This window comes from Planifilum fimeticola (genome assembly GCF_003001905.1).
Lineage (GTDB): Bacteria > Bacillota > Bacilli > Thermoactinomycetales > DSM-44946 > Planifilum > Planifilum fimeticola.
Genome location: NZ_PVNE01000003.1, coordinates 82,333 through 102,635 on the forward strand (window position 1 = coordinate 82,333; position 20,303 = coordinate 102,635).

Genomic DNA, 20,303 nt, shown 5'->3' on the forward strand with positions numbered 1-20,303 from the left:
AAAAAGTTGAAATCCCGAGGGAAATCTTCCCCCGGGATACAAACATATGTTTGGATTTCTTGGGGAATAGTCATATTTTACACAGGAATCCTCCAATTGTAAACCCTCATGATCGCCGCAACTCCTTCCAACGACTCAGGGGAACGACGCCGAGCTCCGGACGGGGTTCATCCGGCAAAAGGGCGATATACTCGAGGCTGTGCCCGTCCGGGTCCCTGAAATATACCGATGCGGCGGGCATCCAGGCGTGAACGGAGGGCTCGGCTTCCGGATTGCCGAAAAAGTCCCGGGAGGCGATCCCCCGTTCCTGCAAAAAAGCCGCCGCCCTTTCGATCTCCTCCGGCGTGACGGAAAAGGCAACATGCCCGCGATGGATCTCCTCCTTTTCCCACAGGCCGATCATGTGCCGCTTCCCCTGACTCACCCAGAGAAAGGCGATTCTCCGCTCCGGATCCCTAAAGGCCAACCGGAAACCCAGCTTTTTCGTGTAAAAATCGATGGAAGTGCGCAAATCGGACACATCCAGATGGGCCTCATACAAGCCGAGCGTATTCATGATCATCCCTCCAAGACAGGATTATCGGCATAGATCGGATACCCAAAAACCAAAAATAATAAACATATTAGTATATTAAATTTGATAAAAGCTCCGCTTCGTCCGATCCCGGCCCGATATTCACGACGATGGCATGACAGGACGTGAGCATACAACAATCCCCGATTCGCCCCCTAAAAAGGGGAACCTTTCAATCAGATGGGGGTTTTTCAACACGGCTCCCGGAGACAGCAGCAGAAAAAACAAGGACATGACAGCATCATCTGACCTTGAATTCTCCGCTTCTCGCCGTTTTCGCTTTCACTTCGTTACTACAGAGCTTTTCCGCCGCAAGCCGTTTTTGAGAGATGGGTTCTTCGCCGGAAGAAGGTTGAAACATGTTTCAACCGATTCTTCTGCTGTGGAAAAGCGAAACGGCATTCAGCTACCATGAGATAGGAGAGGAAGCTGCAGAGGAGGAGATTTTCGTGGTAAAGCCGTATGACGTGGTTGTGGTCGGCGGAGGCCCGGCGGGGCTGAACGCCGCCATCGCCGCAGGCCGTAAGGATAAAAAGGTCCTGTTGATCGAACGCTACGGGTTTTTGGGCGGGATGTCCACCATTGCAGGCGTTTACCCGTGGATGACGTTTCACACGGAAAGCGGGGAACAGGTGATCAAGGGAATCGCGGAGGAGATCGTCCAACGGCTCATGGCACGCGGTGCATCTCCGGGACACCTTCGTGACACCTGCGGATTTGTTTACAGCGTCACCCCTTACGATCCCGAAGTGTACAAGGTGCTCGCCGTGGAAATGCTCAAGGAAGCGGGAGTCGATCTGCTCGTCCACAGTTTCGTCGACACGGTCACCGCAGTGGATGGAGAGATCCAAGAGATCGAAATCACATCCAAATCGGGTCGTCAAAAAGTACGGGGGAAAATCTTCATCGATGCCACCGGGGATGCCGATGTGGCGTTTTTGGCGGGAGCCCCCACGATCATGGGTCGCGAGGGGGATCAAAAAACCCAGCCGATGACCATGAAGTTTCGAATGCGGGGGGTCGATTTAGCCAAAGTCAAGGAGCAGATCTTGAAAAATCCGGACAACTTTTATCCGAAAACCCCTATTGCGGAGCTTAGGGATCTGCCCCTCACCGCCGTACAGGGCTTCTACAAAGAATGGGAAGAAGCCGGGTTGCCCATCAACCGCGATCAAGTCCTTTTCTTCACCGGCCCCGCCGAAGATGAAGTGCTTGTCAACATGACGCGGGTTCAGGATTTGGATGCGACAAAGGTGGATGACCTGACAAAAGCGGAATATGAGGGCCGCAAACAAGTGTTGATGGTGGCGGATTTCCTGAAAAAGCGGATCCCCGGCTTTGAACGGGCGTCGATCTCCAGCACGGCGGCCCAGATCGGCATTCGCGAATCGCGGCGAATCGTGGGCGAGTACATCCTCACCCAGGACGATGTGATCAACGGGAGAAAGTTTGAGGAAGCGATCGCCAAAAGCGGCTATCCGATCGATATCCATGCCCCCAGCGGAAAAGGGATGCAAATCGCCTGGGTGGAGGGAGACGGCTCCTTCGATATTCCGTACGGCTGTCTCGTCCCCAAAAAAGTAAACAATTGCTTGTCGCCGGCCGCTGTATGTCGGCGACCCACGAAGCGATCGCGGCCACGCGGCTGACCCCGAGCGCGATGGCCACCGGTCAAGCCGCCGGAACCGCCGCAGCCCTCGCCTTGACGCAAAATACCATCCCGAAGGAAATTGACGTAAAGGAGCTGCAAAAGCAGCTGATCGCGGATGGCGCTGTTTTATAGAAATCAATGAAAAGCGCACGTCCCCACCTCCCGCGGCGGACGTGCGCCTTTATTTGCGGACGGAACGGATAAAAGATCTGACCGTTCATGCGAAAAAACGCGAACCACAATCAAAAAACTCCCCGAGGCTTCTGCCTTCGGGGAGTTTGTACGGGCGGGGGGAAGGGAGCAATCAGTGAACCCCCTCCGCCTGTTCCGCTTTGTCGTCGAAGTCGACGGCCATCTCCAGCACCTCGGCCACATCCATCGTCTTCACCTGATCTTCCACTTCTTTCGCCTTGGTGCCGTCGCTCAGCATGGTGAGGCAGTAGGGACAAGCGCTGCCGATCAGGCTGGGGCGGACGGCGAGGGCCTGTTCCGTCCGGGCCGTATTGATTCGGACGCCCTCCCTTTCCTCCATCCACATCATGCCGCCTCCGGCACCGCAGCACATGGCGTTTTCGCGGGTGCGCTCCATCTCCACCAGCTCGATGCCGGGAATCGACTGCAGGATGTACCGGGGCGCGTCGTACTCGTCGTTGTAGCGGCCCAGGTAGCAGGAATCGTGATAGGTGACCCGTTCCTTCACTTCCTTGGTCGGACGGATCCGCCCTTCCCGGATCAATTTCGCCAAAATCTGGGTATGATGGTAAACCTCCGCCTCAAAGCCCAGGTCGGGGTATTCGTTCTTAAAGACATTGTAGGCGTGGGGATCCAGGGTGATGATCTTCTTCACATTGTACTTTTCAAACTGCTGGATGTTGTCCATCGCCAGTTGCTGGAACAGGAACTCGTTCCCCATGCGCCGGGCGGTATCTCCGGAGTTTTTCTCCTTTTTGCCGAGGGTGGCGAACTTGACCCCCGCATGGTGCAGGAGGCGCACCAGGGCGCGGGTGATCTTCTGGCTCCGGTTGTCGTAGGAGCCCATCGAACCGACCCAAAGCAGGTATTCGAAATCCTTCTGCTCCTTCACCGTGGGAACCGGTACATCCAGCTCCTCCGTCCAGTTGTAGCGGTCCTTTTTGCTGATTCCCCAGGGATTGCCCTGGCGCTCGATGTTCTGGAAGGTCCGGGCCGCCTCGGCGGGCATGTTCCCCTCCGTCAGCACCAGGTAGCGCCGCATGTCGATGATCTTTTCCACGTGTTCGTTCATCACCGGACAGGCGTCTTCGCAGTTCCGGCAGGTGGTGCAGGCCCACAGCTCCGTCTCGGTGATCACGTCGCCGACCAGATTGATCGGGTAGTTGTAGGAACCGTCCTCCTCCCGGGTCACTTCCACTCCCAGGGCGGCTTGGTTGGCTTCGCTGAAGGCGAAGGCCGGCATCCAGGGAGAACGGGAGGTGATGGCCGCCCCCTTGGCGGTCAGATGGTTCCGCATCTTCACGATCAGGTCCATCGGCGACAGCATCTTTCCGGTTCCCGAGGCGGGGCAGACATTGGTGCAGCGGCCGCATTCGACGCAGGCATACAGATCGATCAGTTGCTTCTGGTCAAAATCCTCAATCTTGCCCGCGCCGTAAGAGGTGGCCGACTCATCCTCGAAGTCGATGAGGGAGGGCTTGGCCGGGGGACCCTGCCGTTTCAGGAAGGTATTGACGGGCGCCACAATCAGGTGGAAGTGCTTCGACTGAGGCACATACACCAGGAAGGAGAACAGGATCAGGGCATGGGCCCACCAGAACACATAGAACAGCACCGCCGCCGCTTCCTCGGACAGCCAGGGGGCAAAGGGTGCCGCGATCAGGGAGGAAATCGGCGTCGCCCAGGAGGCCGTATGCCCCAGCCACAGCTGTTCAAAGGCGGCGGACAGCAGGATGGACAGCATCAAGGAGGTGAGGAACCAGATCACCAGCCCCGCTTTCCATCCCCGCTTCAACCGCGGAAGTTTCTCGATAAACCGCCGGTAATAGGCGTACAAAGCCGCCAGCAGAACGGCAAAGACCGTGATCTCCTGCAGAAGGGTGAACACCGGATAAGCGGGAACCGGCAGATGGTAACCCGGCGCCAACCCTTTGATGAACAGGTCGATCGCTCCGAATTGGATGATGATAAAACCGTAAAACATGACCACGTGCATGATCCCGCTCTTCTTGTCCTTGAGCAGTTTGCGCTGGCCGAAGACGTTCACCCACACCTCGTTCAACCGGTTCTGCAGATCTTTCTTCAGATTGGCCGGCTTTCCGAGACGGATGAAGGTGTACCGGCTGTACACCACGTGAGCGAAGAGATAAACGGCATATCCCGCAACCGTGAGAAATGCGATAAGGTTGATCACTTCCAAGAGGGTCACCGGTGTCACTCCTTTCACTCTTTATGCGGGACCGCACGGATTGGGCCGTTCGTGCGCAATGCGGCACGGCTCTCCTTTCATGGTTTCCCGAGCACTTCGAAAACGGGCCTTGCTGCGGATTTCGTTCTGCGTTTTCAAAAACGTCGCGTTTGCAACAAATTATACCACAAAATGAGTGGTCATTCATTCACTTTTTTCTCCCGCCGAAATGAAACCCTTTTCATCGTACTCGGATTTGCCGTTCTTGTCGAGGGGAAGGAAGAAAAAGGCTTTTGAAGGGGATTTCCCGACCGGCCCGAGATGGGTCCGATTCCGCGGCGGCGAGCGCTCCGGCGCATGAAAATCCGTCCGGGTCCACACACTACAGAGACAGGACGCCGCTCTTCCCGGTGCGGGAGTTTTTTGGCGAGGTGGTCTATATTGCGGAAGCCTTGGTCTGCTGTTTGGTTGATCTTAACGGCGGTTTTCCTGTGGACGGGATGCAGGTCCAATGACCTCTCCGACGCGGAGCAGACCGCGGTCCAGTTTTACAAGGCCGTCTGGGTCCAGGGGGACCTGGAACGGGCCGCAGCCATGCTGAAGGATCAAAAGAAGGCGGAGGACCTGAGGTGGCGCGTGGAGGAAACCCGAAAAATCCGCCCTTCCAATTCCGCCATCTTCATCACCGAATCGCCCCAGGATCCTCACATCCAACCCGGGCTGAAAACCTACCTGATCTACCGCGAGGCGGACAAAAAGGATTACATGGTGAAAGTGAGAAATGTCGGTGGAAAGTGGCGGGTGATCTCCTTCAAGCAGAGTTACAGCCTCAAGCGCGGCGGATACAACAGCTTCGAAACCTATGAGCGGCTCAGTTACGAACATCCCCACACCGACTGGAAAAAGATCGAAAACCCCTGATTCAAAGCGACGGGGCGGAATCGATGGATTCCGCCCCGTTTCCCTCTATTTTCGGATGATGTAGGTGGCCCGCCGGTCATTCTTCCCTTTTCCGCCCGGATCGTAATGGTTCTCGATGTTTCCGGCCATGTCCACCGCGAACCAGCGGATGGTGGTCGTCTTGTCGATCGTGAGGGTCTCCGCCCCTTCCCGCAAGCCGGCGGCTTTCAGCTTGGCCGATCGGAAGGTGGGTCGGCTGCCGTCCAGAGTGTAATAGATGGTGACCGGCTCGCTCGATTCAAAGCGAACCTCGACCGGCCCCTTGTGGACTCCGGGGCGGGGAACCGTCCGGGTTTGGGGCGGCTTCCTGTCCTTCCCGTAGTCCCTGGCCACGCGGAAAAGTTCGATCAAACCGTCGCTGAATTCCATCGCCTCTTCATGTCCTTCGGAGAACGGCGGCTGGAAACCGACGGACCGCCAACGCTTGGCTTCCGGATCCCACCGGTCGGCTCCCACTTCAAAGTTCCAGGCGAAAATCCCCCGCTCATACCACAGCTGGTCCGCCGAATTGCCCGCCGCGGAATAGAGGACATCCACCACCGGACCCGTCTGGCCGGGCAGGATGACCGTGCCCCGGTGCTCCTTGATCGCGGCCAAAATGCGCTCCGAAGCGGCCCAGAAGAAGGCCTCTTCACCCGGGTCCGGCCGTTTCAGCGTCTCCCGCCCTTCCGGTTTGTAGGCTCCGGGAGACCACATGAAATAGCCGCCGTAGCTGTGGATGTTCATGGCAAACTTGATGTTCGCATGCTTCTCGGCGAGCGCGATCACGTTCCGGCTCTCCGGTTCGGACAACTTGCCCGCGCCGGCGTACACCTGGCTCAAGCAGTCGCCGGAGGCGCCGACGAATCCGTCGAAGAAGGACCCGACCGCGTAATTCCGATTGACATCCACCCCCCACTGGTTGCGCAACTCGGGATCCGACCGCTCTTCACCGCAATGATTCACCATGTTTTTTCGCTGCATGTTGTAGTCGTAGAAGCTGTAATGGGCGCCGTCCGGATTGACGGAGGGGATGATGAAGATGTCGAGGTTGTCGACCAGCTTCCGCGTTTCCTTGTCGTGGGCGTAATTGCGGAGAAGCCGCTCCGCCGTCTCCACCGCCACCAAGGGCGTCACCCATTCCCGGGCGTGCTCCTGGGCGTATGCCAGCACCCCCGTCCGGGAACCGTCGCGGTGTTTCCCGATGCGGATCGCCTTGACGGTAAAGGGGTCCCGGGAAATGTGGTCCGGAGCCTCCAGGTGATCCGTCAAGGGCGTCGCCTCCTGGGGCTCCACCCGGCCACTGCCCGGATTGCCCCGGTAGGTGTGGGCCGTCACCCACCGGCCCGCCCGGTCATTCAGGGCGGCGGCCACCTCCGCGGCGCTGCTGACCGGTGAGCCGGAGGCGTCGGTGGCCAGCTCCACGGTGATGAGATGATCCTTCACCCGGACGGTGAGGGGATGATTGGGCTTCCCGGGATGGACGGCCTCAACCGCCAACCGGTTGCCGCCTTCGTGCCCCCACGCCCGGGAGGTGATCACCACCTTGGCGTCATCCTGGCTGCCCAGCACGGCTTGGGCTTTTCTCCGGTACCCGTTCGTCTTATACGGCAGTTCGATGATCTCCGCCAAGTGCGGATATTCCCGCGCCAGGCGCTCGATCCGCTCCATCGCTTCGGTGGGAGTCATGTAGTGGCTGATGAAATCCTTCACGTAGTGGGGAGAGGGTTTCTTCGGCCCTTTCCCCGGCCACTCCTTCACCTTCGCCTCGGCACCGCCCCCTTGGCTGCTCGTCACCTGCACGGACGATGGCCGGTGAGAGACCGGCACCAGCATCCGGTGATACATGTAAGCTCCCGCATCGGTAAACCGCTCCATCGTCGCCTCTCCCCCGGAACCGGGCTGGGTGCCGGGACCCTTGTCCCACCGGGCGGTGAGGATCACATCGGGAACCTCCCCCGAACTGGTTTTGGCTTCCACGGAAAGAAAGGCACCCGTGTCGTTTTCGAAGTAATCCGCCCGCAGGATCTTCACCGTGTCGGCGGCGGCCGTCACCGCCCTTTTTTCGGCCAGGGCGGCCTCCCTCTCCTTCACCCGCGCACGCCATACGGAGGGAGTGTACAGGGTTTCGACCGGGCGCACCCCTTGCTTCTCCAGCTTTTTCAACTGGCTGGGCGTCACCACCACGTCCACTTCGATCCCTTCCTGCGTCCGGCGGGCATACTCGGTCACATCCATTCCATCGGCGATCAGCCGTTCCAGGGAGGCTCGATCCGCCACGGCAACCCGGACGACGGAGGGCTCCTCTCCATCCCCGGAGGAGACGGAATCCGGCTGGGCGGTCACATTCCCGGCAATTCCGGCGGGAACGGCCAGTCCGAATGCCAACAAGAAGATGATCACCCACAAGCCGACGCGTCGCCAAAGCTTTTCCCGTTTCATGAAACCCCCACTTCCTTTGACAGGCGTTCATACGGAAAGCGAACATCCCGGGACAAATGCCTCTTTCAAAAGCAAACCGGACAAATTATTATAATGATTTCGATATTTTCGCCGATTTCCCTCCCATAAAAAGAAGGCCGCGAACCGGATGGTTCTCGGCCGATCGAGCGGAGGGCGTGGCGATCTACTTGTCCGCGGGATTGATCGCCGATTTCAGGGCATCCTTTCCCGGGTTGTTGATCGGCCCGGGAGGAAGTCCCGGATACAAAGACGTGTAATAGCGTTTTATTCGCGAATAGGGCTGGGGTAAGGACCAGATTCCCAACTTTTGTCCCCGATTCAATCGATCATACATGAGGCGGGCCACATAGGGGCGGTTGGACGGATGAGGTTCGATCTGTTCGATCAGGGAGGAGACGATCACCCATTGGTCGATGCTCAGGTTTCCCTTCTTCAATTTCCCGCGGGTCTCCTCGTCGAGCATTTGGTCAAAGCGGTACAGCATGGTCTCGACGATTTCCTTCGCCGTCGCATCGACCCGGAATTCATACTTCCCCGGCTGCAGGTATCCCTCCAGGCGGTAGGGACGGTCATCCGGAATCTGTTGAACGAAGTCGAAGGGGTAATCCTTTCCGTTGGCAGCCCGCAAAAACTCCTCTCTCTGTACGCCGTAATAGGAGAGGATTGTCGCGATGTCGGAAACCGTTGCCCCCTCCGGAATCACGACCTGGTAGGTTCCCCTGGAGAGCGTGTACATGATCTCTTCCAGGCCCATCTCCCGCGGAATCTGGTACACGCCGGGCTGTATGTATACCTGCTTGAAAAGCGAATAACTGGTGGAATAGATCGGGAACAGGATGTAATTGTGAATCAGTTGTTTGCTCTCCAATTGTTTTCCGATCTCAAACAGGTTGGCTTCCGGAGTGATCTGGATTTGGACCGTTTGGGTTCGGGGAGGAGCCTCCAGCCGATCCTCAATGAGGCGATAGGAAAGGAGGACCGACAGGACGATCAGCGTCAACAGCGGGACGGATTTCGCCGCCGATTTGAGCAGCGAAACCATGCGAAGGTCAACAAGAACGCGCCGGATGACATCCACGAGGTTGTAACCCTTTTTTCGCGCATACTTTCGGTATCCCAGCGCGTAGAACCAGATGATGTACAGGGTGATCAGCACCATCAGCCACCACAGGTTTCGGCCGCCGACCACCTCCAGGAGCCACCCGCCGACCAGCGGCCCCAAAAACAGCCCCATCTGCGAAAACTGGTTGGCACCGTAATAGGTCCCGCGCAGCCGGTCATCCGCCAGGCGGTCGATAAACAGGCTGGATACGGGAAAAATCAGGATTTCCCCAAAGGTGATGAAAACGATCCCGGTGATGAAAGTCGAAGCTTCCTCTCCGGCCGCGAAGCTGAAAAACCCGAGGATCACAAAGCAGCTCCCGACCAACAGGCTCGTCAAAATGCTCTTTTTTTCGGTCCACCGGGAAACGAAATACTGAAACAGCACCACGATCCCCGCATTGATGGCAAGCAGCGCGGGGTACAGCTGCCCCTTTTCCAATTGCGCGAGGAAAATCGGCAGGGAGGAGTCGATTTGGGCGTAGACGGTAAAAAACAGGATGCCGGCCAGCACGAAACATCCCAGGGCCTGATCCCGACGGATCACGCCCAGGCATTCGGAAAAACGGATGCGCTCTCCGCCGCCTTTGGTCGTATCCCGGCGATATCTGGACGAGATCCTGAAAAGAAAGAACAGGTAAATGGCGTACACCACTCCGGTATAAAGGAAAACCTGCGTGCTGACGAGATAGTACAGATAGGAGCCGATCACCGGACCGACCACCATCCCCACATTGATGGCGACGTAACGCAAATTGAAGATGCGGAGACGCTGTTCGGGCCGCGACACATCGGCCATCAAGGCTTGGGAGGTCGGTTCGAAAAACGCGCGACAGAGGCCGTTCAATCCGTTGAGGATCAAAAAGTGAAACGGTTTATCCGCAAACCAGAAACCGAAAAAAACCCCGGTCCAGGCCGCAAAGGCGATCAGCATGATCGGCCTGCGCCCCCACCGGTCCGATAGGTATCCCCCGATGAATCCGCCGATGGCACCCGTCAAACCGCTCATGCCGAGGATGATGCCGATCGTGAAGGAGTTGAGCCGGAGATCATCGGAAAGATGGATGGCCAGAAACGGCAGGCTCATGAACGAGGCGACACGGGTTACGGCGGTCCCGACGATCAAAAACCAGACGATCGGATGGTAGGTCCCGTTGGTTTTTCTTCGATATTTCTCCTTGCGGGAAAGCCGGACAGGTGTGTTGAGTGTCTGCTCCATGAATGCTGCCCCAGCTCCTAAATTTTTTGTATGATGTCTGAACAAACGGTCCAATTTCTAAGAGATTCGAAGTCTGCAAATTTATGGATGATATTGAATATCAAAGGATTCTCCTTGTAGATTTAACATGAACCCGTTCGATTGTAATGTAATACAAAGGCCGCGAGGATTCAACATTCGATGTCCTTCGCCGGAATTTGGACACTAGACAGACAAGGCTCCCAATCCTTTTCCCGAGGAATCGCAGGGGGGTTGATATTTCGAATTCCTTCAAAAGTATTAAAAACAACAGCCGAAGCGGAAACCCGCTCCGGCTGTTCTTTGATCGCCCGCGCACGCCTTTCTGCCCCGAAAAAGGGCGGAATAAGGAATTGGTCGGACGAGGGCCGCATCGCCTTATAAAAGAAGAGGCGGGGAGCCTTCAGGCCCCGATCCGCCCCTGCTGGAGCCGCCGAGCCAGCTCCTGAACGATGAAGGAAGCCACCTCCGGCGGAAGGGTGCCGGGTCCGAAACCGGCGTCGTATCCCAGCTCCAGGGCCAGTTCGTGATGGATCCGGGGGCCGCCGCATACAAGGATCAGCCGATCGCGCAGCCCTTCGGCCTCCACCAGTTCCACCAGTTCCGTCAGGTTGGTGATGTGGACCCCCTTCTGGGTCACCACCTGGGAGACGAGAAGCGCATCGGCGTTCAGTTCCAGGGCCTTGGCCACCAGCTCCTCGTTGGGCACCTGGCTCCCCAGATTGACGGCTTCGATCTCCGGATACCGCTCCAGCCCGTACTCCCCTTTGTACCCCTTCATGTTCATGATGGCATCGATGCCCACCGTGTGGGCGTCGGTCCCCGTACAGGCGCCGAGGACCACCACCTTGCGGCCGATCCGTTCCCGAATGAACCGGTTGATCTCGTAAAAATCCATCGTCGGCGCGTCCACCTTGGGCACGCGGATGGCGGAAAAATCCACGGTATGAATGCATCGGCCGTATACGATGAAGAAGGTGAAGCCCTCTCCCAGATCGGTCATGTGATACACCTGAGGCTCCTCCAAGCCCATCTTGGCGGCCAGCCGTCGGGCGGCCTCCCGGGCTTCCTCTCCGCAGGGAACCGGGAGAGAGAAACTGAGCTGAACCACTCCGTCATCCATCGTATCCCCGTAGGGTTTCACGCGGGTGAGATCCACGTCCATCCCGTTCATCCCCCCTTCCGGGAAGTCCGAGCCGCTCCCTGAGCGCCTCCTCAAAGGGGTTGTAATATTCGTCTTCCTTTTCCACAACCCCCTCCAGCCCCCGCCCGCCGTCGAAGGCCCGCTTCACGTCGGCGAAGAGGCCCCGCTCGATGGCCCGAAACAGGCCGATCCCCCGAACTTCCTCCAGCATGGCGACGGCTTTGTCCAGCACCTCCCGGGCGCGGTTTTCGATCCGCCCCCCGGGCCGGAACCACACTTCCTCCCCCAGATGGCGGGCATTGTTGAAAATATATTGGGCCGACTCGATGGCCAGTTTCCGGTCGTGAATATGGGGGGTGTGCATCGCCTCGGTCATCATCCCCAGCAGTTGAATCCCCTGACCCGTCAAGATGCTGACCAGGTTGAACATCGCATCCTGGACATGCCCCTTGAAGATGTTTCCGGTCATGTGTTTGGTGGGGGGCATGTATTTGAGGGGGGCGTCGGGGAAAATCTGCCGCGCCATCTGGGCCTGGGCGATTTCCATCAGCAGCCCGTCCTCCAGGTCCGGGTTCATTTCAAAGGCGTGACCCAGCCCCATCTGTTCCGGCGGCAGGCCGGACAGGAGGGCCAGCTGCTCGTTGATGAACTGGGAGGCCAGCACCGTGTGGGCCGCTTCGACGGCGTCGGCGGTGGTCAGGTAGTTGTCCTCCCCGGTGTTGATGATGATGCCGGCATAGGCGTTGATCATTCGGGAAAAGGCCTGGTCGATCAGGGTCCGCTGCATGTTGATGTCCCGGAACAATATGCCGTAAAGGGCGTCGTTCAGCATCACGTCCAACCGCTCCAGGGCTCCCATGGCGGCGATCTCCGGCATGCAGAGGCCGGAGCAGTAATTGCAGAGGCGGATATACCTTCCCGTCTCTTCGCCGGCTTCATCCAGGGCTCGGCGCATGATCCGGAAGTTCTCCTGGGTGGCGAAGGTTCCGCCGTATCCCTCCCGGGTCGCCCCGTAGGGGACGTAGTCGAGCAGACTCTGCCCCGTGCTGCGGATCACGGCGATGATATCCGCCCCCTGCCGCGCCGCCGCCTTCCCCTGGACGGCGTCCTCGTAGATGTCACCGGTCGCCACGATCACGTAAAGGTAGGGCTGTTTCCCCTCGCCCAGCCGGCGAATCCTCTCCTCCCGCTCCCGGCGGTTCCGTTCGATGATGCCCAGCCCGGCCTCGGCCAATTCCTTCCCCTTCCGGCGGATCGCGTCAAGCCCGGCCCAGGGGACGCGGGCCAGGTCGAGGGAGCCGGTCGCCACCCCTTCCGCCACTTCCCGGGGACCCGCCCCGGTGTGAAGCATGGCGTTGATCACCCAGGGTGCCGCTCCGATCCCGATTCCCCCCGAATCCCGGATGTGGTCCACCAGGACATTGGGCAGGGGAACCCCTTCGGCATCCACCCCGTCAATCCCCATCAGGCGCAGGACGGTCCGCTCCACGGCGACCGTCGTGCGATCGGCGATAAACCGGTCCACATCGGCGGCGATATCCGCCGCCGCCTTCCGCGCCCGGGCAATCTTTTGGGAATCGAGGCGCAATTTCTCTTCCACGCATTCCCACCTCCCGCGATGTCGTCCTTCCTCATCACATCGGCGGCGAAAAAAACCCGAAACTTCCCTTTCAGCCGCGCGGCCCACTCCTCCAGGGAAGCACGCCACCCCTTTTCCGGCATTTCCCGGTTTCCCGCCCGCCCCCGGCGAGCCGTTCCGCCGCAGCGCTCCCGGGGGCCCCCGCGATCCATCGCCGGGCTTCCTCCACGATCCCCCGGGGCATTCCCATCGCCTCGGCGATCAAAAGCGCCTGGTGCGGAACCCCTTCCCCCTCGGCCAGGGGGATCAGGCGAAAGTCCATCCGGGATGCCCAGTCATCCCTTCCCCGGTCCCTCTCTGCATCCCTCAAACCGGCCGTCCGATACCTGCGGATCCCCGCCACTTCCAACACTTCGGCATAATGGGTGACGTGGACCGCCCAATGGTCCGATTGGGCGAGATGGGCGGTCACCGCCGCCGACAGGGCCGCCCCCTCCACCGGGTTGGTTCCGCGGCCGATCTCGTCGATCAGGAGAAGCCCCCCTTTTTTCCCGAACCATTCCGCCACCCGCTTCACCTCCGCCCCGAAGGTGCTGAGCCCGGCCCTTGCGTCCTGGCCGTCCCCCATCACCCCGGAGACAAAGGAAACCAGAGGCAATTCGCAGCGGGCGGCGGGGACGAAAAACCCGTGCTGCGCCAAGGCGACGATCAGCCCCAGGGTCCGGAGGACCATCGTTTTTCCTCCCATGTTGGGACCGATGATCACCGTCACCCCTTTGTCCACCCGGATATCCACCGGCGTGAAGCGGCTCCCTTCCTCCCGTAGCCGTTCGGCCACCGCCGGATGCACTCCTCCGGCGACGCGGATCGGGCCGGCGGACAACCGGGGACGGCATCCCTGCCATTTCCGGGCCGCCTCCATCCGGCTCCACTGCAGATCGAACCGGGCCACCGCCTCCGCAGCCCTTTCCAAGGCGGGCACATGAGGGGCGAAATCCGCCGCCAACGCCTCCAGAACCTCCCTTTCCACCGCTTCGAGGCGGGCTTCCAGTTCCGACCGCTCCTCCATCCGTCCTTCCCCTTCCGGGGACAGCACCGGGGCGAAGACGCGGTCGAAGGCACTCTCCCGCACCAAACGGAGGCGACGGTCCTCCGCCATCCGGCGGGAGACATCGGACCGGCGGTCCACCACCCATTCCCCCCACCGGTTGGGACGGACCCCGTATTCCTCCGCGATTCTCCGGGTCAGCGCCTCCCGCTCCTCCCGGATCCTGCGATCCAACCGCTCCAGCCTCCCCCGGAGGATTCCGAGCCGTTCATCGAAGGCGGAAACGAGGGAGAAGGCGGGGGTGAGGGGAGAATCGGGATTGAGGCGGCGAAGGAGGGTCGGGCAAAGGTCCGGTTCCACCTCCGACAACAGGGTTTGGAGGCCCTTTTCCCGCAGCCGCTCCCCCAGGTTCTTCACCTGCCACAAAAATCCCTTCAGCTGAAACCAGCCGGACACGCCCGGGGATTGCTTCCCGCGCAGGAGGGGAAAAAGGGGAAGCACATCGGGAACCCGGGACAGACAGGCATCGATCCGGTGCCCCCAGTCGGGATCGCCTTCCGCCGCCTTCCGGAGCCGCTCCTGTTCCGCCAAAACCTCCTCCCATTCCCGCTCCTGTCCGGGGAGAAAGGGGGAGAACCGCTCCCAGGCCTTCCGTCCCATCGGCGTCCGCGGGCGAAATCCCCTGAGGACATCCGCCCACAGCAGGTGCTGTTTGGTCTGCTCGTCAATGAACACCGTCCCACCTCCACGGCATCAGGTGCAACCCATCAAACCCGTCCCGGATCACATCCGTCACCGGAACGGGACGGCACACGCGGGCCATCCGCCGCTTCATCTCCCGGGGATCGAAGGCACCGCCCTCCGGGGAGACGGGATTTATGGCGACGCCGACCAGAGGGGGGCGTTCAAGGTAGCGGATCTCTCCCCCGCTACGCAGAAAGGTACGCAGCGTCCGCAGGGAGAAAAAGGCGTGGGTGGGGGAGGAGAGGACCAGGGGAAAGGAACATCCGCACTGGGCGAGCAGCATCAAAGTCCGGTCGGTCAAGGCGCCGGGGACGGCCAGTGCGGTCCACGGCCGGCTCCCCATCGCCTCCGACAGCTTCCCCCGGTCGACCAGGAGGGAGGAGAGGGGAAAGGGTTCGATTCCTTCCCCCGCAATTCCCATCGTCCACCCCTCGAGCACGGCCCGCTTCCCCGCCTTTTCCAGCAGCGGATCCCCGCAGGGCGGGAGGCTGAATATCCGCACCCATTCCTCGGTCCGTCGCACCACCTCTTCCAGCGTTTTGCCCGCACTGGCGCCAACCACCAGGATCACCCCGTCGGAGCGGATCGGGTGGGCCGCCGCCTTCCGGTCATAGGCCCCGTCCACCAGAGCCAGGCGGACGCCGTGCCGACCGAACCCCTCCAATACCCGATCGACCTCCTCCGCGGAGCAGATCCCCGCCAGCTTCACCGTCCCCGGGCGCACCGCCCGCGCCAAAAAGACTTGTCCCAGGAGGGAGCGGACCGGCAACTCCTCCAACACTTCCCAGTTGCCGGCGCGCACATCCAGGCAGGGACCCGCCGTCGCCACCACCGCTCCCTCGGGAACCAGCACCTGCGGTTTGGGCCGGCCGCTCCAGGCGTCCCGCTCCTCACCGTCCACCCCGATGCTGACCAGCCCCGCGGGAAGGGAGCGGGAGACGGCCGCCCCCGACAAGTGATTCAACACCGTCGTCTTGCCCGCGTTTTTGGACAGCCCGACGATCGCGAGGCGTTTCATCTCCCTTCCCGTCCAGTCCTTCGGCAACACGGCCCTTACGCCTGGGTCGGTTCGGGGGAGCGGGATCCGCGCCGACTCTCCCGGAGCAGGTGCTTCGGCTCCAGGTTGAGGCGTTCATCGCTCATCAGCGCCGCAACGCCCTCCTGCTTCCCTTTGGCCGCCCGGCAATACTCGCAGGATTCCGGATCATGGGGACGATAATTGGACGGTTCTGGATAAGAGGTGATCACCCCTTCGAAGTTTCGCAACACCGTTTTGGTGGGGCTTTGGGACAGGATGTAGTTGGGCGCAAGCGGAATTTTGCCGCCGCCTCCCGGAGCGTCCACCACGAAGGTGGGCACCGCGTAGCCCGAGGTGTGCCCCCGCAGGTATTCGATGATTTCCAGCCCCTTGGAGATCGGAGCGCGGAAATGGCCGATGCCCTCGGACAGATCGCACTGGTAGATGTAGTACGGACGGACGCGGATCTTCACCAGTTCGTGCACCAGCTTCTTCATCACATGGGGGCAGTCGTTGATGCCGGCCAGGATGACCGACTGGTTCCCCAGGGGAACGCCGGCGTCGGCCAGCATTTCACAGGCCCGTTTCGCTTCGGGGGTGATTTCCTTCGGATGGTTGAAATGGGTGTTCAGCCAGACCGGATGATACTTTTTCAGGATGTTGCAAAGGTTCTCCGTGATCCTCTGGGGGAAGACCACCGGAGCCCGGGTTCCGATCCGGATGATCTCCACGTGGGGAATCTCCCGGAGGTTTTTCAGCAGGTATTCCAGGATCCGGTCGTTGACCAACAGCCCGTCTCCGCCGGAGAGAAGCACGTCGCGCACCGTCGGCGTGTTGCGGATGTACTCGATGCAGGCGTCCATCTGCTTCTTCGGGACGCCCATCCCGATCTGGCCGGAGAAGCGGCGCCGGGTGCAGTATCGGCAATACATGGAACACTGATTGGTGATCAGAAACAGCACCCGGTCCGGATAACGGTGGGTGAGTCCCGGAACCGGCGAATCGGTGTCTTCCAGGAGGGGGTCCTCCATGTCGTAGGGCGTCCGGATGATCTCCGACGAAACGGGCACCGCCTGCATGCGGATGGGATCCTTCGGATCATCGGGATCCATCAGCAGGGCGTAGTAGGGGGTGATGTTGAGGGGGATCGTCTCCTTGGAAATCCCCACGCCCTCCTCCTCTTCCGGCGTCAGGTTGATCACCTTCTTCAAGTCGTCCAGTTTGCGGATGGTGTGGGTCAACTGCCACAGCCAGTCATTCCACTGCTCCTCGGTGACATCCTTCCACAGTTCGATCTCTCGCCAATCGCGCATGGCATGCGGCTCCTTTCCTTTTAAGATCGGTTTGCAGCCACGGCGGCCCAAGGCCGCCATCCTCCCCGCTGCGGGAATCAAACCGTCGGATGCCTCTCTTCTCGGGCGTAGCGCTCCTCAAACAACCGCCTCAGGGCGGGGAACTCCCTGAGGGTTTCCAGGGCCAGCGCCGCGTGGCCGGGGGCGTATCCGTTGCCGATCATCATGCTCACATCCTTCCCCACGCCCTCGGCCCCCAGGGCGGCGGCGGTGAAGCGGACGGCGGTGCTGAAAAAGTAAACCGTTCCGCCGTCCCGGGTGGCCAAAATGCTGGACAGCTCCGTATCGGGCACATTCACGCAATTGATGGTGACGTCCGCCAACTGCCCGCCGGTGGATCGTTCCACCCTTTCCAGCACCTCGACGGGCCGCCTGGCGTCCGCCCGGATCACCTCGTCGGCGATCCCCAGTCTCCGGATCGTCTCGCAGGCCTCCTCCCCGGCTTCCAGCGCGATCACCCGGCCGCCGGGGCCCGCCTTCTTTTTGGCGTGCCAGAGGCAGAGAAGCCCCGATTTCCCCCCTGCCCCCAGGACCGCTACCCGCTGTCCGGGGCGGACCAGGCGCGCCGTCTGCGCCGGTGCCCCGCAGACGTCGAGCACGGCCAGGGCGACGGATTCCGGCAAATCGTCGGGAAGGCGGGCGAAGGGGCCGCTGGCGAACAACACCGCCTTTCCCCGCACCTTCACCTGCCCCGTCTCCAGATCCACCCGCTCCACGGCTTCCAGGCATAGGGGGGTCAAGGTGAGGGAAACCAGCGTGGCGATCTTCTCCCCCTGCTTCACCCCTTGATCCGGAAAAGACGGACCGATGTCGAGAACCCGGCCGATCAGCATCCCGCCGGAATTGGTGACGGGATTGTGCATTTTCCCTCTCTCGGCGACGATCCCGAGAATCCGTTCCTTCACCCGTTCCGGATCGCCCCCGGCCGCCTCCTTCATCTGGGTGAAGGAGGCGGAATCGATGTTGAGACAGTCGACCTCGATCAACAGCTCATTGTCATGGCAGACCGGTCTGGCATCCAGCCTGTGTGCGGGCTGGGGCATCACCCCTTTCGGCTCCAACACCCGGTGAAGTCCATACCGGTGCCCTCTCGGATACGATCGCTGTGTGGTCAAATCGGGCCACCCTCCTCTTGCGGCTTCACCCCTTTTCCATTGCAAGAAACGTACCAACTGCAAAAAAATTGCGTTGACGGGGTTTTTCGCTTTCGGAAAACAAAAAGGCGTGCCGAAAAATCGGCACACCTGTGGCTTGACAAATCGTTTCCCCGTTCCGGGGGCCGAAACAGGGCCGCACGTCCCGGATCAGTCAAAGCATCGGAGAATCGGCCGGCGGAAAAGGAGGGGCCTGATCGGCCCGGCTATCGGACCGAAACAAGGCAGTCCCCTTCAGACGAGAAGCAGAGCGGCGCACCCCGCCTGGACGGGGAGGGCCTCCTTCCGAGGGCGGAAACCAGATCCCATTGCAACCCCCCTACAACTCTCACGATGCTCCGCGGTTGAGACCCAATTTTTGCAGTTTGTACTGCAGCGTTTGCCGCGGAATTCCCAGGCGGCGGGCCGCCTGCCGGACATTCCCCCCGCAGGCGGCCAGGGCCTCCCGGATCATCCGTTCCTCCACCTCGGCCAGCACCTCCCGCAGGGGCCGACCCTCCCGCTCCGCTTGAGGGGCCTTTTCCCCCGAAGTCAGATGGGGCGGCAAATCCTCCAGGGCGAGGGTTTCCCCCTCCGCCACATTCATCGCGCCTTCGATGGCGTGTTTCAATTCCCGGACATTGCCCGGCCAATCGTAGCGCATGAAGATTTCCTCCACCTCCGGACGAAGACCGGAGACCAGCTTGCCCAGCCGGCAGTTGTACTCGTGAATGAAACGGGAGGTGAGAAGGGGGATGTCTTCCCGCCTCTCCCGGAGGGGAGGCAAATCGATCCGAACCACCTGGATGCGGTAAAACAGATCCCTTCGGAGACGCCCCTCCTTCACGCAGAGAGCGGGATCCTCATTGGTGGCGCACAGGATGCGCACGTCCACCCAGCGCGCATTTCCGTCCCCCACCCTCCGGACCGCTCCCTCTTCCAGCACCCGCAGCAGTTTGGCCTGCAGGTCGGAGGGCATGGCGTGAATCTCATCCAGGAACAGGGTACCCCCGTCCGCCAATTCAAACAAACCCGGCCGATCCTCCGCTCCCGTGAAGGCGCCCTTCACCGTCCCGAACAGGATTCCCTCGAGCAGGGAAGAGGGAATCGCCGCGCAGTTCTGGGCGATAAAGGGCTGGTCGCGGCGGGGGGAAGCGCTGTGGATCGACTGGACGATCAGTTCCTTACCCGTTCCGGTTTCTCCGACGACCAAGACCGGAGAGCGGGTGGCGGCGGCCCTTTTCGCCCGCTCGATGGCCTTCATCATCTTCGGATTTCGCGTGAGAATCTCCTCGAAACGGAACAGGCGCGGCTCCGACGCAGAGGGTTTCCGGCCCTTGCGGATCCGTTTCCTCAGATCGATCACCTGCTCCGCCAGCTCCTGGATGCGGGTCACATCCTTGGAGACTTCCAACGCCCCCACCAATTCGCCGCCCACCCGGAGGGGAACGGTGGAATTGATGGTTACGATCCGCTTGCCGTACCGGTTGGTGTAGGTCTGCCGCTGATTGTAGATGGGCTGACCGGTTTGGATCACCTGAATCAGCGTACTCGTCTTGGAGGTGAGCGAGGGAAACGCCTCCAACACATGGGTTCCCAACACTTCCTCCACCGACATACCGTCCAGGGAAGCGGCGACGTGGTTATAAAAAATGGTGATTCCCTCGGCATCCACCACATGAATGCCCTCGTCGATGGAACGGAGCACTTCCTGCAGCATTTCTTCCGTAAAGCGAGTCTGTTCCATGATTCCACCCCCCGGACATCCCGCCGAAAAACCGGCGGATTGTGCCGAAAATTCGTCACTCCCATTTTAAACGAAAAATTTGAACGGGTCGACCGAAAGGTATAAACTGCCTTTTTACACGGAACTGAACGGCGACCGCGCCCGTTCACAAATTTGACAAATTCCCGCCCTTATGTCATAATATTCACTATCA

12 protein-coding genes and 1 pseudogene are annotated in these 20,303 nt (G+C 60.4%); 2 read left to right on the top strand and 11 right to left on the bottom strand.

The window, feature by feature from the left end:
- Positions 1-106: 106 nt before the first annotated feature.
- Complete coding sequence (locus CLV97_RS02980; RefSeq protein ID WP_245891345.1) at positions 107-556, bottom strand: VOC family protein; 450 nt, start codon at positions 554-556, stop codon at positions 107-109.
- Positions 557-1,017: 461 nt separating this feature from the next.
- On the opposite strand from CLV97_RS02980, the pseudogene CLV97_RS02985 reads away from it, so the two are divergent.
- A pseudogene (locus CLV97_RS02985) lies at positions 1,018-2,357 on the top strand (FAD-dependent oxidoreductase).
- Between the two features lie 172 nt (positions 2,358-2,529).
- Here the strand turns inward: CLV97_RS02985 and CLV97_RS02990 are convergent.
- Complete coding sequence (locus CLV97_RS02990; RefSeq protein WP_106344039.1) at positions 2,530-4,626, bottom strand: (Fe-S)-binding protein; 2,097 nt, start codon at positions 4,624-4,626, stop codon at positions 2,530-2,532.
- A gap of 420 nt (positions 4,627-5,046) precedes the next feature.
- Here CLV97_RS02990 and CLV97_RS02995 point away from each other — a divergent pair, with 420 nt between their 5' ends.
- On the top strand, positions 5,047-5,526 hold the full coding sequence (locus CLV97_RS02995) for a hypothetical protein (protein ID WP_146130391.1): 480 nt from the start codon (positions 5,047-5,049) through the stop codon (positions 5,524-5,526).
- 45 nt (positions 5,527-5,571) lie between these two features.
- Here the strand turns inward: CLV97_RS02995 and CLV97_RS03000 are convergent, their stop codons facing one another.
- From CLV97_RS03000 to CLV97_RS03040, 9 genes are all read right to left on the bottom strand, one after another.
- Complete coding sequence (locus CLV97_RS03000; RefSeq protein ID WP_106344041.1) at positions 5,572-7,986, bottom strand: M14 family zinc carboxypeptidase; 2,415 nt, start codon at positions 7,984-7,986, stop codon at positions 5,572-5,574.
- 184 nt (positions 7,987-8,170) lie between these two features.
- Positions 8,171-10,327, bottom strand: coding sequence for an endolytic transglycosylase MltG (locus tag CLV97_RS03005; RefSeq protein WP_106344042.1), 2,157 nt, complete (start codon positions 10,325-10,327; stop codon positions 8,171-8,173).
- A gap of 421 nt (positions 10,328-10,748) precedes the next feature.
- On the bottom strand, positions 10,749-11,510 hold the full coding sequence (gene kamE / locus CLV97_RS03010) for a lysine 5,6-aminomutase subunit beta (protein WP_106344043.1): 762 nt from the start codon (positions 11,508-11,510) through the stop codon (positions 10,749-10,751).
- Entirely contained in the window at positions 11,461-13,089 is a 1,629-nt protein-coding gene (gene kamD, locus CLV97_RS03015; protein WP_106344143.1) for a lysine 5,6-aminomutase subunit alpha, read from the bottom strand. Before kamD ends, kamE begins: the two co-directional genes overlap by 50 nt.
- A 70-nt stretch (positions 13,090-13,159) precedes the next feature.
- Positions 13,160-14,851: a lysine 5,6-aminomutase reactivase ATPase KamC gene (kamC, locus tag CLV97_RS03020; protein ID WP_106344044.1), complete on the bottom strand. Its 1,692-nt coding sequence runs from the start codon at positions 14,849-14,851 to the stop codon at positions 13,160-13,162.
- Positions 14,841-15,908, bottom strand: a complete 1,068-nt coding sequence (kamB, locus tag CLV97_RS03025) for a lysine 5,6-aminomutase reactivase subunit KamB (protein WP_146130392.1) — start codon at positions 15,906-15,908, stop codon at positions 14,841-14,843. The genes kamC and kamB overlap by 11 nt, the downstream gene beginning before the upstream one ends.
- A 5-nt stretch (positions 15,909-15,913) precedes the next feature.
- Complete coding sequence (gene kamA / locus CLV97_RS03030) at positions 15,914-17,191, bottom strand: lysine 2,3-aminomutase (RefSeq protein WP_106344144.1); 1,278 nt, start codon at positions 17,189-17,191, stop codon at positions 15,914-15,916.
- 77 nt (positions 17,192-17,268) lie between these two features.
- Positions 17,269-18,345 (bottom strand): L-erythro-3,5-diaminohexanoate dehydrogenase, encoded by a 1,077-nt coding sequence (kdd, locus tag CLV97_RS03035; protein WP_245891346.1) that lies wholly within the window; start codon positions 18,343-18,345, stop codon positions 17,269-17,271.
- 367 nt (positions 18,346-18,712) lie between these two features.
- A complete protein-coding gene (locus tag CLV97_RS03040) occupies positions 18,713-20,110 on the bottom strand; it encodes a sigma-54 interaction domain-containing protein (protein WP_245891347.1) in 1,398 nt (465 codons plus the stop codon).
- Positions 20,111-20,303 lie beyond the last annotated feature (193 nt).